Genomic DNA, 15216 nt, shown 5'->3' with positions numbered 1-15216 from the left:
GTTTCCTGCATCGTCGTCAGGCGCTTATGATTCGAAACATCCCAAGGTCATTTTAGAGAAAACGGTTAAGTCCTGAAAGGAAACCGATGGTGTCGCCCGTAAGATGCCTCGTCCTCCGCCCGAAGGAAGATGTTTCCCTCGCTCGGAGGACAGGGTTTCCCTCTCACGTACTGTCTGGACCATGCCATCAGCACTGTCCGTTCACTCTCACTCGGGCGGACCGGTCATTGCCATCAGTGCCAAGCATTTTATCAAGAGGGCGGGAGTTTTCATCAAGTGTGTTGACTCCGATCTGAGAGATCTTTCCCGGCGGGAGTTTTTTGTGGGAGTGATGGTTTCGAGTGTAACAGCGTAATAGAACCACCCCGTCGTAAATTCCGTTGGAATTTCCGCCACCCCTCCGGAGGAGTGGAATTTAAAAGTAGTCGGTTAAATGTTGAAGGGCCTAGTTACCACTCCAATTGTCATCCTGAAAGGATCTCAACACGAATCTTTCCATGCGCATGTTATCGGCGAGGTCGGATTTCTACCGAGTGATAAGGGGTGTGCATTAGTTTAAGGTAGTAGAGTTTGAGGGTTTAGGGTATATGGATATGGAATTTATAGAATCGGTAGAAAGCAATCGACTGGCGGACCTATGCTCTCGAAGGGCCGTGTACCCTGAAGGAACCTTAGTATACTCTGTGTTTATGAAAAGACGAGTAAATCCTTGCACTTATTTCATTTAACAAAAGCTTTAAAGGATTATCCTGAAAATAGGCAGGATGAAACTTAATAGCGTTATATTTGATAAGCGGGTATGAGTTCCGGATCAGAAGGGACGATGCTATTAAACAAGAACGTGAAAAAGACAAACGAGATCTATGTAAACCGGATCAACAGGGCCATCGACTATGTCAATACCCACGTTGATAAAAATATTTCGCTGGAAGAACTGGCTGCGGAAGCTTTTTTCTCGCCGTTTCATTTTCACAGGATCTTTGTGGCGGTAACGGGTGAAACTGTTAAGAATTTTATCAACCGCATCCGTATGGAAAAAGCGGCACGGCTCCTGAGGTTTTCAGGAAGAAGAATCTCTGATATTGCTTTGGAATGCGGCTTTTCAAGTACTTCTTCATTTTCGAGGCTGTTCAGGAATTATTTCGGGATCAGCCCCACCGAATACAAAAACGGCACGGAGATCAAAAATAGCAAGATCCGCAAAGCATTATACCCTGTAAATACCGATCATTGCAATAGGGATGAAGGGGAGCTGCAGAAAAGGTTTCCGGTAGAGATCAGGGCGTTTCCGGAAAGAAAGATCGCCTACATCCGGGTGGTGGATGCTTTCAGGGAGGGTGTGGTTCTGAATGCATTTAAGGATATGGAAGACTGGGCGAAAGAGCATGGTCTTTTTGAAATCGAAACGGTTTTCGGGATGTCGCTGGACGATCCGGATGTGACCCCAAAAGAAAAATACAGGTATGAAGTATGCATCACACTTCCCGATCATTTCAGGATAACCGGCAACAGCCTTATGCAGACCACCGTTTTGCCGGCCTGCACTTACGCCGTGACCAAAGTATCCGGTGATCTCGGTGAGGTGACGGCAGCCATGAATTATATGTTTGATATATGGCTGATCCGCAGTGCGTATGAATGCCGACACATGCCTGCCATGGAGATTTTCCTGGATAAGGAAAACAGGTTCAACTGGAGTTATTTTCACCTTGAATTCTGCATACCGGTGATGCCATTGGAAGGTTAGGATAAAAAGAAATAACAATAAACAATTAAAACAAAATGAAAAAAGTAACAGGAATCGGTGGGGTTTTCTTTAAATGCAAAGATCCCAAAGCAGTCAATGAATGGTACAAAACACACCTCGGATTTGATACCACTCCTTACGGAACAAGTTTTGAGTGGCTGGAAAAAGATACCGGTAATAAAGGTACTACCCAATGGAATCCTTTTCCGGAAAGCACTACTTATTTTAACCCTTCAGAGAAGGATTTTATGATCAATTACAGGGTAGAAGACCTGGAATCGCTCGTGAAAGAACTGAAAGAGCAGGGCGTTGTGATTGTCGACGAAATCGAATCCTACGACTACGGGAAGTTCGTTCATATCCTTGATGTCGAAGGAAATAAGATTCAGCTGTGGCAACCGGCAGAGTAAAGCAACTCAGAAAGATTATCGATTACTATGAATTAACAGGATTTCTCTACAGGCATCCTGTTTTTTATTGAACTTCAGGGATCATATCAATAGGAGTGGGCTTCAGCCCACTTTCCCGGATTCACAGAAAAAGGGCTTTAGCCAAAACTTATGGTAAATTTAGCTAGGCCATTATTTTGTTCCGTATTTGAAGATAGGGCTAATGCTTTATGGAATCCATACCACGAAAATTCGTCTTGGTTTTTTTGATGAAAAATGGTATCTTGTAAATCTCACAAATACAGATAGAATTTAATGCTAGAAAAGAAAGAACACAATTACGAGAAGGCCGTTTTGGTAGGTGTTGTCACACAGCATCAGGATGAGGATAAACTTCAGGAATATATGGATGAGCTGGAGTTTTTGGCGTACACTGCCGGGGCTACCGTAGACAGAAGATTTACCCAGAAATTGACGCAGCCCGATTCCAAAACGTTTATTGGAAGCGGTAAAGCACAGGAAATCAGAGATTATGTAAAAGAAAACGAAATAGGCACCGTCATCTTTGATGATGAGCTGTCACCATCCCAGCTGAAAAACCTTGAGCGGGAGATGGAAGTAAAAATACTGGACCGAACCAACCTTATCCTCGATATTTTTGCCCAGAGAGCCACCACTTCTTATGCGAGAACGCAGGTGGAGCTGGCGCAGTACCAATATCTTCTTCCACGTCTGACCAGGATGTGGACCCACCTTGAGCGGCAGAAAGGGGGAATCGGGATGAGAGGTCCTGGGGAAACGGAGATCGAAACCGACAGACGGATCATCCGCGACAGGATTTCCCTCCTGAAAGATAAGCTGAAAACGATCGACAAACAGATGGCGACCCAGCGAAATAACCGTGGGAAAGTAGTAAGGGCAGCGCTCGTGGGATATACCAATGTCGGAAAATCAACCTTGATGAATGCCCTTTCGAAATCTGAGGTCTTTGCCGAAAATAAATTATTTGCCACACTGGACACCACCGTAAGGAAAGTCGTAATCGGAAACCTGCCGTTCCTGCTTACCGATACGGTAGGGTTTATCAGAAAATTGCCTACCCAGCTGGTGGAGTCCTTCAAATCTACCCTCGATGAAGTGCGCGAAGCAGATCTTCTGATTCATGTCGTGGATATTTCCCATGAAAGTTTTGAAGATCATATCGATTCGGTAAACCAGATTCTGATGGAGATCAATGCGCATCAGAAGCCTATGGTGATGGTGTTCAACAAGATCGATGATTTCAGCTACGAAAAGAAAGACGAGGACGATCTTACCCCTTCCACCCGGAAGAATATTTCTCTTGAAGAATGGAAGAATACCTGGATGGCAAAATCTAAATACCCGACCGTATTTATCTCGGCGCTTACGAAGGAAAACTTTCCTGAAATGAAGAGAATGATCTACGATGAGGTGATGAAGATCCATATTTCAAGATTCCCGTACAACGATTTCCTCTTCGAATATTTCGACAATGACGAGGACGAAAACCAACATCAAGAATAATGAAATATCCGCTGTTCCTTTTACTGCTGCTCACCTCAGTGATCAGCTTCGGCCAGAAAGCGAAGATCGATCTGAAAATGATCGGGAAAGACCTTAAAAACCAGAAATCGCCTTACCATTATGATAAGCTGATTTTTAAATATAAAGCCTATCCCAAATCGCTGGACACGATAGAGGCCCAGCATCTGTACTACGGCAGGAATTTCAGAAGTGATCTGGTCTCTACCACCGATGAAGCCTTTAAAACCCTAGCAGAAGCCTTTAAGAATGGTGATTTTGATGAGTGTATCAGGAAAGGAAAAGATCTGTATGAAAAAGATCCCACCAATCTGGATGTCCTTCTGATCCTGCTCCAGGCCTATGATTCCAAGAAAGACGGAAACAATTTTCTCTATTACCTGAGCCAGTTCCGCATCCTTACCGATGCGATGAGAAGTTCGGGTGACGGAAAATCCGAGAAAACGGCATACCTGGTAAACTCGGTAGGGGATGAATACATCCTTCTCAACATCCTGAACCTTGGGAAAGACTATGAAAGGGGTTCCAAGCCCGCAAAGGACGGGATGCTCGACATCTGGCAGAAAGACAATAACAGCGTTTACATCAAAGTACTTTATATCGATTTTTAATACCCAATAACAAAAAAACCGCTTAGTGGAATTATATTATTCATTTTCAGCTTTAATAGTTTTAGCATCCATATTTGCCTACCTGAACTACAGGTTCCTGAAACTTCCCAGCACAATCGGTATCATGGTCATCGCCATTGCCGTTTCCATATTCCTGGTCTCTTTCGGAGAGGCGGTGCTGCCCAGAACATTCGGCCATCTTCACAACCTGATGAGCGGTATCGATTTTACGGAAGTCCTGATGGGCGCCATGTTGAACTTCCTGCTTTTTGCCGGAGGTATTCATATTAATATTGATGATCTTAAAGAACAGCTGCGGCCCGTACTGATATTTTCCACCTTAGGTGTTGTCATCTCCACGTTTGTGGTGGGTTTCGGAATGTTTTATCTCCTGCCTTTTCTGGGGATCCATCTTCCGTTTATCTACTGCCTGCTTTTCGGGGCGCTGATCTCGCCTACCGATCCTGTAGCCGTTTTGAGTATCCTGAAACAGGCGAATGTTTCGAAATCGCTGGAAACAAAAGTGGCGGGAGAGTCTTTGTTTAACGACGGTATGGCGGTTGTGGTCTTTACGGTTGTGCTTCAGCTGGCGATCGGTAATGAAGTCGATCTCGGCATTGAAAGCATAGGATTGCTGCTGCTGAAAGAAGCTGGTGGAGGTTTGTTGCTGGGTGTTGTGTTAGGATGGGTTACCTCAAGGCTGATGCGTGAAGTGGATGATTATATTATTTCCGTACTGGTAACGCTGTCGGTGGTCATGGGAGGATATCTTATTGCCCGCCAGATGCATATTTCGGGACCGCTGACCATGGTTGCCGCAGGTTTGTTCATGGGTAACTTTAATGTTAAATTTAAAATGAAATCCATCACCCAGGATTATCTGATCAAATTCTGGGAACTGATCGATGAAATACTCAATGCGGTATTATTCCTTTTTATCGGGTTTGAGCTTTTGGTGATCAAAGATCTCAGCCATTATATGATTCCGGGGCTCGTCGCTATCGTCGTGGTTCTTGTCGCCAGGCTGGTTTCCATTTACGGGCCTACCAAATTTATGCAGAGAACCTTTAGTCCGCAGACGGTAAAAGTTCTGGTATGGGGAGGAATCCGGGGCGGGGTTTCTATTGCACTGGCGCTTTCTATTCCGAAAAATGAATACAGCAATGCTGTTTTAAGTATTACTTATTGTGTGGTTGTATTTTCTATAGTGGTTCAGGGACTTACCATTGCCAAAATAGCCAACCCCAAGAAGATTGCCAAGGAAGAAGAAGAGTTGGAAACGGTCGCTTTACATAACGAGAAGTAAAAGGCTGTCAATACATTAATTAAGATCTGATTTTTAATCCGGAAGCAGCAGATGAGTACAGTAAAAGAAATACAGGAAGCGCTCGCCGTATTGTCCATCCCCGAAAAAGCGGAATTCTTTCCGAAGTATTTTAAAACAGGAAAAGGAGAATATGGTGAAGGAGATTTGTTTCTCGGAGTGAAAGTTCCCGATCAGCGGTCTGTTGCCAAAGCATTTTTTTCTAAAATCACACTGCAGGAACTTGGCGGGCTGCTTTCATCAAAATACCATGAGCACAGGCTCACGGCTTTATTGATTTTGGTTTCTAAATTTGAAAAAACAAAGGATGAAAGGATCAAAAAAGAGATCGTTGAGTTTTATCTGGATCATCTGAACTATATCAACAACTGGGATCTGGTCGATTCAAGCTGTTATAAAATTCTGGGCAGATATTGTTTTGAAAATCAGAAAGAAGATCTGCTTCAAAAACTTTCCGCCTCCGATGAAATGTGGCACAAGAGAATTGCGGTTGTGGGAACCCTGTTTTATATTAAAAAGGGTGTTTTTGAACTCACCAAGGAATTGGTTATCCGGAACCTGAAATATTCCCACGACCTGATGCATAAAGCCAATGGCTGGATGCTGCGGGAAATGGGGCAGAGAAATGAATTGGAATTAGTGAACTATCTGAACCTGTATTATAAAGAAATGCCCAGAACCTGCCTGCGTTATGCCATAGAAAAGCTTGACGAAAATGTGCGGCAGGATTATCTGAAAGGCAGAATTTAATGAAATAAATAACACCTATGAAAAATTATATTAAACGGCTTTTCGTTTTGCTGCCTTTGCTGATGCTTACGAGCTGTTTCGATATTTTAGATAAAGTACACGTAAATGCTGACGGAAGCGGCGAATACACCATCATCCTGAATGCAAGTAAGAGTAAAACAAGGCTGGCTTCCATCTCTAAAATGGAAACCGTCAACGGGAAGAAAGTTCCGAAGAAGCCGGAAATTGAAGCTAAAATTAATGAAGCAGCAAGGATTTTTAAGTCGACTCCCGGGATTTCGGATGTGAAAACTTCGATGGATTTTGATAACTACATCATTAAATTAAGCTGTCATTTTACGAAGATCGAAAACATCAATGTCGGACTGGAACAGCTGAAAAACAGGAACGTCATCGGAAAAATGGTTCCTACCAATATTTACAGCCAGAACACGGCTAAAAAGACATTTACCAGAAATAAAGTGAATACTTTCAAAACCGATTACGAGAAGATGAGCACTGCCGATAAAGAAATCTTCAATAATGCGCGCTACATTTCGGTATTACAATTTGAAAATACAGTAAAATCGCAATCCAACAGCGCCTATTCACTTTCTCCGAACAGAAAAGCGCTGAAGCTTGAGGCTAATCTTTTAGATCTGATTCTTCAGAAGAAACCGCTCCAAAATAATATCCTCTTTCAATAAATACACCCCACGATTCATGAAATCTATCGTACAGAAGACGCAAATTTTTATTTTATTCCTTGTTTTTTCGTTCGCTTTTGCCCAACAGCGCATGAAAATGCCTGCTGATGTCCTGTTTTATATGGAAATCAACGGGAAACAGCTGGATAAAAAGATCAACTGGCAGAAGTTTAACCCGATCCTCCAGGAAGTGACGAAAAAAGGAAAGGGAAAAGGTAAAAATTCATGGACCGATTATTCGAAGACCGGCATTAAATACGATGCCACCCAGTATCATTATGCTTCCTTCAATGATTCCGTGAAGATGTATTCGGCACATTTTATCGTGGATAATAAAGATAAATTCAGTGAGTTTATTCATTCGGTTAAAAAAGAAGGACTCGAAATTTCCAAGAGAAACAATTATTCTTATGTGAATCTGGATGATGATGTTTTTGTGGCATGGAATGGCAGCAGAGCCGTTTTGAAAATGATAAGTTACGAAAAGCCTTATCAGGACAAATGGGGAGATATGGCTGTTGCAGATAGTGCAGCTGTAATCATTGACAGTGTTGCCGCTGCGGTAGATAGTGTTGTCGTAGACAGCGCTTATGTTGAAGAGCCTGAAAAACCGTTCGATTATAAAGAAGAGATTAATTATCTGAAAGATGATATTAAATATTTAAAGGAAAGCATTAAAGACAATAATGCGGAAATACAAAGAATACAGAAAGATATCAAATACCTCGAAAAACATCACGAGTATCCGAAAAAAAAGAAAGATACCACCGATGAAAATTATTCTGAAAAAATTCCGGAAACGGTTCCGGAACCCGGCCCGGAAGAAGACATGGAGGATCTCCGGATTCCTGAATATGATGATTTTAAGAAAGAAATGGATTCTCTTAAAATAGAAAAATTTAAAGTGCTGAAAAAACTTGCCGAAACGTCTTTTGATGAATACTTTTCCTCCGATATGGAACTGGAAGTTCCCAAGGAAATGACCGCTTTCAGAGATGCAGGTTCGGATGTGTTCGTATACACGGATTATGGGCGCCTGGTTAATAATGGGGTGTATGGTAAAATGATGAAAAATTACGAGTTCGGCGGTCTTTTTACATCTGTGTATAATTCCAATTCATCCTACAATCTTTATTTTGATAAGGATAAAGTAAGACTTGTCAACAGTTACCAGCATTCGGATCCTGAAGTTCAGAAAAGCTTTGCAGAAATTTATAACGGCAAAAAGAATAAGAAGCTCGCAAGGCTCATCAATGATAAAAGCATTGGGTATTATGCCGTCAATATGGATGGCAGCAAATACTTCGATATGATCTACGCACTCATGAAAAATGCTGGAGATGTTAAATATCAAAAGGAAGCGGAACTCATCATGGAGACTGTAAAAATTGTTCTGGATGAAAAAGAAATCTCTAAAATTGCCCCCGGAAACGGAATTTTTGTCCTCAATGAATTGAAATCCAAGACCGTACCGTATACCGATTACGAATACGACGATGATTACAATGAAAAAGAAGTGAAAAAAACAAAAGAAGTAGTGGTTCCGGATTTTACTTTTGCTTTCGCTACTGAAAATGAAGGCTACTGGAACCGGGTCTTCAATCTGCTGGCCACCAATAAGAACACCTCTAAGAACTTCTCTAAAAACGGGAATTTCTACATTTTTAAAGATGATAAGGAAAGTGGATTTATGGATCAGATTTTTTTCACGGTAAAAGAAAATATTGTGTATGTGACGACTTCTGTGGAGAGTTTAAATACTGATAACCAAAGTGCTAAATCTAAAGACTGGATGAAGGACTCATCAAAATATCCGGCTTCCGGAAGATTTGATGTCAGGAAACTTCTGGTTGGGATGGAAAAAGAATTTAAAAGCGGTTCCGAAAGAAAAATACTCGACCTCTTGCGTAAGAATGTGGGAGAAGTTTATTTTAAATCCCAGTCAAAAGGAAATAATATCGAAACGGAAATCGATTATTCTATTGAAAATTCCTCTGAAAACAGCCTGATGTATTTCTTCGATCTGTTCGATGAGATTTATAAACTGAGTGAATTAGACAAAAAGCAGCCGGTTCTGTAATGAAGAAGAAAATTATTGTTGCTTTTATACTGCTTATTGCGGGGATCATCTATTTTGTTTTTTATGATACGAAGAACAGCTATACCCCGGTGCCTCTAAATGCAGATGCAATCGTTTTAATCAATGCTAAAAAAGTAAAGTGGCAATATATTTCTGATTTCCTGACACATCCGTCGGTGTGGTTTGAAAAAAGACATAAAAATTCAGATTTCCTGAAAGATTCGGGGATTATTATTCCCGATTTTTTTCAGTTTTTTCATCTTAAAAATTCGTCACCCGCAGACTGGTACGGTATTTTTGACCTGAAGGACAAAGAACAGTTTTTAAAGTTTTTGAAGTCACAGAAATTTAAGGCGCTGAACGGAAATGTATTCAAGAAAGATCATATTTTCATTTGGGTTTACGATAACGGATGTATTGCAGGAACTTCAGTCGCGGGACTGGAAAATATTTATAAACAGGTTTTTAAGCTTTCACAAAAAAATATTTTTGATGCGAATTCTCTTATTGATAAAGGCATCGGCAGTATCATTTTTAATAACGGTAAAAGCAGCTTTAATCTTACTATTGAGCTGAATTCAAACGAGATAGAGATTAAAACCAATTCAAATTTCTACGATCCTGAATCTGTTACCGGAAAGTTATTAAGAACCAGGTCATTTCTTGAGACGGAATTGGATGCTGAGAATATACGTTTGTTGAGTCCTGTTTTTCCTTTGAATTTGAGAGATACCAAAATTGATTATTTAAAAGTCCATGCAGACCTGCAACAGGTCAATGACACCATCATCACGTACGAATATGATGATGATTTTAATGAAATTGAAAAAAAGACCGTCCGGAAAATTGTGCAGCCTGCTTACATTATATCTCTTCATAGTTCCGATCCTGAAAAGACTGAGCAATATTTTCAAAACAAAAAGTGGATGAATGCCCAACGACAGTTTGTGGCGATTCCTTTTCAGCCGAATGTGATCGAAAAAAAGCAAGGTGGTTTTGAAATTCGGTCTAAAGGAAAAAATATTCAACCTTCATTGAGGCTGAATGAAAATTATATTTTTATCAGAAATAATGAGTTATTATATGCTGATTTAAAATCGGTTACCCCAAAGGAAAAGAAGATGATTTCTGATATTGACTATATTTTTTATGGTCAGAAAGACCAGGATTATTATGTTAAATTTAAATTTAGAGAAAACAATCTGCCTTTACTTCTGAGGTGGTAGCAAGCCCAAAAAGATGGATTTATCAGACTTTATTAACGCCAGGACATTTGTACATTATTTTCTGCATTTTGTTTTTCCGGTTTTCATTGCATTGATCTTTTACCGTAAAGACTGGAAAAAGGTGTACCTTATTTTATTGGCGACCATGCTTGTGGATCTGGATCATCTTTTCGCGGATCCTGTTTTCGATCCGGACAGGGCAAGCATCGGATTTCACTTTTTGCACTCGTATTTTGCTATTGCGGTGTATTTTTTGATGCTCTTTTTTAAAGGAAATATCAGAATCATCGGCATTGGTCTTCTCTTCCACATGCTGACGGATTTCCAGGATTTTTACTTCTGGAACCATTAAAATAAGATTAATATTTTCTTTTAATATTTCAAAAACCATAGATTTTTTGTATTTTGTAGACGCTTATGAAATTAAAAGAACTTTTACATTATACCTATATTTTTCCTGTTCTGGCAGTAGGATATTACTTCTCCGGACTAATGGGAACCGGAATTATTTTTGATATTATTGCGGGAATTTTATTGACAGGAAGCGTAATTTCTGCGGTTCACCATGCGGAAGTGGTCGCTCATAAAGTTGGGGAACCTTTTGGAACCATCATCCTGGCACTTTGCATCACCATTCTTGAGGTAGCGCTGATTATCTCGCTGATGGTAGCCGGCGGCGATCAGGCGATCACGCTGGCCAGAGATACGGTATTTGCGGCCGTCATGCTTATTCTCAACGGTATTTTGGGAATCGGAATACTGGTAGGAGGTGTAAAATATTACGAACAGTTTTTTGCAAGAACATCGGCTACGACCTATCTGGTCAGTATTGTTTCAATTCTCATTCTTACCCTTGTTCTTCCTAATTTCACGTCAAGTGTCAATGGCCCTTTCTATAATCAGGCCCAGCTGATATTTGTTTCGATTGCTTGTCTGGTGATTTATGGTGTTTTTCTGATGGTGCAGACCGTGCGTCACCGTAATTACTTTATCGTTCCGGATGAGCATCCTGAAGAAAATTATATTCCCTCATTTCAGAAAACAATGATCAGTTTTGTTTTCCTGGTCATCTGTCTTGCGATTGTTGTGCTCATGGCTAAAGGACTTTCGGGAACTATAGAAAACATGGTGCAAAGCCTCGGCGCGCCGAAATCACTTGTTGGAGTGATCATTGCGGCAGTGGTATTGTTGCCCGAAGGGCTGGCAGCGATCAGGGCGGCGCGGAGCAATCAGATCCAGTCAAGTCTTAATCTGGCTCTGGGTTCTGCCTTGGCGAGTATAGGACTTACGATTCCCGCGGTTTCTATCGTGTGCATCATGTACGATATTCCACTGGTTTTGGGTTTAGATAAAAAGGATATTATTCTTCTATCTCTGTCTGTTTTTATCGTCATGCTGTCTTTAAGCCGCGGTAAAACCAATATTCTGTATGGAACGGTTCTCCTCGTCAACCTGGCAGCTTACATCTTCACGGTAATTGTTCCGTAATGGTATACTTAATTAAACTATAATCTTCTTGCAAGATCCATCTTGAAGGCCATGAGTTTGGCGATGTTCTCGGATTTATAGATTGCCATATCTGCATTTTCGCCGGCAAAATTTTCTTCTATCGTGTTTTTCCATAGGTGGAGCCAGCGGTCAAAATGTTTCTGTTCCATAGCCTGGATTTCGTTAATGGGGAAGTGGGCACCCATTGGATTTCCTTTATAGGTCATCTGCCCAAACAATATCGATTCCCAAAAGGAATACATCTTTGGTAAATGTTTGTTCCAGTCTACTTTAGCAATGTCGGTAAAGAAAATTCCTATCGTTTCGTCCTTAATGACTTTTGCATAAAACGAATTGACCAAATGCTCAATATCTTCTCTTGTTTCCAGCTTTTTCATAGCTCAAAATTAAGTCAAAATTCTTTGTAAAATTCAATGGTTCAATTGATAAATTTCATAGGCTATTAATTTTTTTATCTGCTGAGCAAAAGCTCTGGTTCATACGAAACTTGTCAAAAATATTTTTTCAAATATTACTTATCCCAAGCAATCTTAAAAAATTCATTTTCCAATTCAGAAACTTCTTCTTCGTTTAACTCTATTTTTTTATCTTTATTTTTCAGCACATGTTTTACAAAATCTTCATCAATTTTAAAATTTTGATATTTCTTTAAATAATTTACCAAATACTCTGGCCAATACCACTCACCGTCAGTATATGCAGAGACTGAACCCATTCTCTCATCATCTGTGTCTTCGGCAATACACATTATTGCACCACATAATATTCCTTTTTTCAGATACTCAATAACTTCATTTCTATGTATATTTTCCTCAGTACCTGCTAAATAATATTTTTGCAAATCTCTTGCGAAGAAGTAATCATCATGCTTTTTTATAAATCCTATAAATTCCATATTTTTTGTTTAAGGTTTGAATGTCATAAATTTTCCATTTTTGTCATGAACAAAGTTACCGAGGTCATCAACTCGAATCTTAAGAGTAGGAGCTACAACTTCCACTTTTAGTATTTTAGCTAATTTTGCTGCAAAACCATTTTTTATAGAGCCTGAATAACAAGAAACTAATCTTATTGGAGTGCCTTCTATCCAGCCTTCAGATTTTATAATGTCTGCATATTCTTCGGCTTTAGTCCATTTTCCAGAGTAATCAACAAAGTTCCCATTATCACTGCCATGGGCCACAATATTAAATATGTCTTCTTCCTCTCTTTGAAGCAGCTTTATTGAATTATGAAAGGTAGCACCATCATCGCTAAATTTTAATATCTTAGCTGCTAACCAATCATTTTTGCTCCAATTGAGTACATCTTGCAAAGTAGTTTTTTTAATCTTATTGATAATTTTCTTCGCCCCTTTCCCACCTCTTACCAAAACATCATCTACCCACTTCGTAAAATTAGATAAAAGTTTGGCAATTTTTCAAAACAAAACTCCGAAGCCAAAAGCTTCGGAGTTTTGCGGAATTAATCTTTCTTGATAAATATTTTATCTTTAAAATCTTCTAATGAATAATTTTCGTTTAATATCTCTACTAAAATAGACTTACTTTCGCTATTAGGATTATTCTCCATTCCTACTCCTTTTAAAATAAATGCTAAATTATTTTCAGAGTTTTGATATTTATCATTTATCAAATATTTATCTCCCTCAACTTTTACTACAAAAATTATTTTGTTAGATAAATTAAATACTTCAAGTACTTCTATTTTATTTGTCATATTCTAATCTTTTTAATTCGTTTTTAAAATATTCTAATCTTTCTTTTATTAATTGTACTTCATCTTTTGGTAAATTCCATTTTGTTGCATTTTCCAACAGTTCTTCTGCTGCTTCTTTTTCCATTAAGTTTTCAGCAATAATATTATTATATTTATTTACCCAATCATTATACTTTCCACTTCTAAATTGTTCAGCATGAATTAATTCCTCATATACAGCTGAAGTTGTTGCATTTTTATTAAGATAAATAAGTTCTTCATTAAACGTAAGTGCTTCAATTTCTTCATTATAAACTTTTTCTCGTGATGCTATATACTCAAAAGAATTTTTGTCATATACTAAATCTCCGCCGAGTTTTTTAAATTCATCTTGTAATTTTCTAAGTAATTCTTTGCTTATAGGTTTTCCTACAATTTTAGAAAATAATTCTATCCGCTTGGCTTCTTGCAAAGCTTCTTCTGCTTTTAAGGCTCCTTTCCCTCTTCTTAGCAAAACTTCATTTATCCAATTTACAAATTTAGATAATTGTTGAGCAAGTTTGACAATACCTTTTATAATGGTAACAATGGTAATGACTATATCTACCGCGAAATTAAGGTCTTCTCCTTCATTGTGCTGTATCTGGTATTGATTTAGTTTCGGATCGTTATACCGGGAGTATTTATAGTTTTTAATGCCTTCTATTGCGTCCTTAAACACTTTTGCCGGATCTTTTAAAACAGCAGCCAGGGCTTCCTCTATGCCTTCCTTCACCGACAACAGTTCAAGATTGGTTTCGCCACCTGTCAAATCGCTTACGGTAATATTTATAGCTAATAAACCAAGATCTAAAAATCCGCCTATAAATTCAACCAAACCATTCCATACCCCGCAAAGAAACGGAATTTCTAATGCAATGTCATCCCGGTTCTCAATGAGCCAATTCTTAAGTTCTTCAACGCTTTTTATCTGCTCATCAATTCCTTCGATGATGTCTTCGATCGGTTGAATTTTAAATTCATGACCAAATATTTTAAACGATTTCAGAATTTCCAGCTGGACTTTAGTTCGATGAAGAACATTTCGCAAGCCATCACATTTTTTAATGAAGAAATTAATGGCTTTTTCCGGTTCTGCAAAAAGATATTCGGGAGATTTTAGGGTAGGATCCCATTGTTCCTGTGAAAAGCGCTCATCTCTTCGGAAAGATGCTGACATATTTTCCGTGATTTTCTTGATAAAATTCTGTGCATCTAAAGCCGATATATTGGAGATCAGTCTTGTCTGCAACTTAATCGATTCTATAAAAGCCTCTGCTATTTCATCTTCCTTGAATTGAAACGTTTTGTTGTTTTTATTTTCCTCATAAATGTATGTTGCCCAATATTTTGGCAGATCTTCAGTTCCTGTGTATCCGTAATAATATTTCACCATTACATCGCTCATCTTTATGAGTAACACTCTGCCTAAGCTAATGGTATGGTCGTCTTTTTCTGCATACATGATAAAGTCTGTCTCGTTATCTTCTGCTCCTTTGGAATTTTTAATTTTTAAATTTTCTTCCCGGAATTCATTGATGAGTTTTGTAGCGTCATAATCGTGTATTATTTCATATTTCCAATAGCCCATAAT

At 39.1% G+C, this 15216-nt stretch carries 18 protein-coding genes; 12 read left to right on the top strand and 6 right to left on the bottom strand.

The genetic code is table 11. The annotated features are described in order from the left end of the window. Positions 1-24: 24 nt before the first annotated feature. Complete coding sequence (locus AC0N32_RS01150) at positions 25-183, bottom strand: hypothetical protein (protein WP_476392046.1); 159 nt, start codon at positions 181-183, stop codon at positions 25-27. Here AC0N32_RS01150 and AC0N32_RS01145 point away from each other — a divergent pair. From AC0N32_RS01145 to AC0N32_RS01090, 12 genes are all read left to right on the top strand, one after another. After that, complete coding sequence (locus AC0N32_RS01145; protein ID WP_476392045.1) at positions 182-355, top strand: hypothetical protein; 174 nt, start codon at positions 182-184, stop codon at positions 353-355. The genes AC0N32_RS01150 and AC0N32_RS01145 overlap by 2 nt on opposite strands. A 486-nt stretch (positions 356-841) precedes the next feature. Then, a complete protein-coding gene (locus AC0N32_RS01140) occupies positions 842-1747 on the top strand; it encodes an AraC family transcriptional regulator (RefSeq protein WP_476392044.1) in 906 nt (301 codons plus the stop codon). A gap of 35 nt (positions 1748-1782) precedes the next feature. Then, positions 1783-2157, top strand: coding sequence for a VOC family protein (locus tag AC0N32_RS01135; RefSeq protein ID WP_476392043.1), 375 nt, complete (start codon positions 1783-1785; stop codon positions 2155-2157). A 294-nt stretch (positions 2158-2451) separates the two neighbouring features. Then, on the top strand, positions 2452-3681 hold the full coding sequence (hflX, locus tag AC0N32_RS01130; protein WP_476392042.1) for a GTPase HflX: 1230 nt from the start codon (positions 2452-2454) through the stop codon (positions 3679-3681). After that, positions 3681-4310 (top strand): DUF4919 domain-containing protein, encoded by a 630-nt coding sequence (locus AC0N32_RS01125; RefSeq protein ID WP_476392041.1) that lies wholly within the window; start codon positions 3681-3683, stop codon positions 4308-4310. The genes hflX and AC0N32_RS01125 overlap by 1 nt, the downstream gene beginning before the upstream one ends. A gap of 25 nt (positions 4311-4335) precedes the next feature. After that, positions 4336-5616: a cation:proton antiporter gene (locus AC0N32_RS01120; RefSeq protein ID WP_476392040.1), complete on the top strand. Its 1281-nt coding sequence runs from the start codon at positions 4336-4338 to the stop codon at positions 5614-5616. 51 nt (positions 5617-5667) lie between these two features. Then, on the top strand, positions 5668-6384 hold the full coding sequence (locus AC0N32_RS01115) for a DNA alkylation repair protein (RefSeq protein WP_476392039.1): 717 nt from the start codon (positions 5668-5670) through the stop codon (positions 6382-6384). A 17-nt stretch (positions 6385-6401) separates the two neighbouring features. Further along, a complete protein-coding gene (locus AC0N32_RS01110; protein WP_476392038.1) occupies positions 6402-7070 on the top strand; it encodes a hypothetical protein in 669 nt (222 codons plus the stop codon). Positions 7071-7086: 16 nt separating this feature from the next. Continuing rightward, a complete protein-coding gene (locus AC0N32_RS01105; RefSeq protein ID WP_476392037.1) occupies positions 7087-9150 on the top strand; it encodes a hypothetical protein in 2064 nt (687 codons plus the stop codon). Continuing rightward, positions 9150-10376: a hypothetical protein gene (locus AC0N32_RS01100; RefSeq protein ID WP_476392036.1), complete on the top strand. Its 1227-nt coding sequence runs from the start codon at positions 9150-9152 to the stop codon at positions 10374-10376. Before AC0N32_RS01105 ends, AC0N32_RS01100 begins: the two co-directional genes overlap by 1 nt. A 13-nt stretch (positions 10377-10389) precedes the next feature. Next, positions 10390-10728: a DUF6122 family protein gene (locus tag AC0N32_RS01095; protein WP_476392035.1), complete on the top strand. Its 339-nt coding sequence runs from the start codon at positions 10390-10392 to the stop codon at positions 10726-10728. A 65-nt stretch (positions 10729-10793) separates the two neighbouring features. Continuing rightward, on the top strand, positions 10794-11864 hold the full coding sequence (locus AC0N32_RS01090) for a calcium:cation antiporter (RefSeq protein WP_476392034.1): 1071 nt from the start codon (positions 10794-10796) through the stop codon (positions 11862-11864). A 17-nt stretch (positions 11865-11881) separates the two neighbouring features. On the opposite strand, the gene AC0N32_RS01085 is transcribed toward AC0N32_RS01090, so the two are convergent. The 5 genes from AC0N32_RS01085 to AC0N32_RS01065 form a co-directional block, all read right to left on the bottom strand. Further along, positions 11882-12262 carry a group III truncated hemoglobin gene (locus AC0N32_RS01085; RefSeq protein ID WP_476392033.1) on the bottom strand — a complete coding sequence of 127 codons (381 nt, stop codon included), beginning with the start codon at positions 12260-12262 and terminating at the stop codon, positions 11882-11884. Between the two features lie 134 nt (positions 12263-12396). After that, entirely contained in the window at positions 12397-12780 is a 384-nt protein-coding gene (locus AC0N32_RS01080; protein WP_476392032.1) for a hypothetical protein, read from the bottom strand. 9 nt (positions 12781-12789) lie between these two features. Next, positions 12790-13200: a hypothetical protein gene (locus tag AC0N32_RS01075; RefSeq protein ID WP_476392031.1), complete on the bottom strand. Its 411-nt coding sequence runs from the start codon at positions 13198-13200 to the stop codon at positions 12790-12792. Between the two features lie 149 nt (positions 13201-13349). After that, positions 13350-13604, bottom strand: a complete 255-nt coding sequence (locus tag AC0N32_RS01070; RefSeq protein WP_476392030.1) for a hypothetical protein — start codon at positions 13602-13604, stop codon at positions 13350-13352. Further along, on the bottom strand, positions 13594-15213 hold the full coding sequence (locus AC0N32_RS01065) for a hypothetical protein (RefSeq protein WP_476392029.1): 1620 nt from the start codon (positions 15211-15213) through the stop codon (positions 13594-13596). Before AC0N32_RS01065 ends, AC0N32_RS01070 begins: the two co-directional genes overlap by 11 nt. Positions 15214-15216: the final 3 nt, after the last annotated feature.

The organism is Chryseobacterium endophyticum, assembly GCF_056333165.1.
Note: the sequence above shows the minus strand (reverse complement) of the source record. Positions and strands in the feature narration are given on the sequence as shown.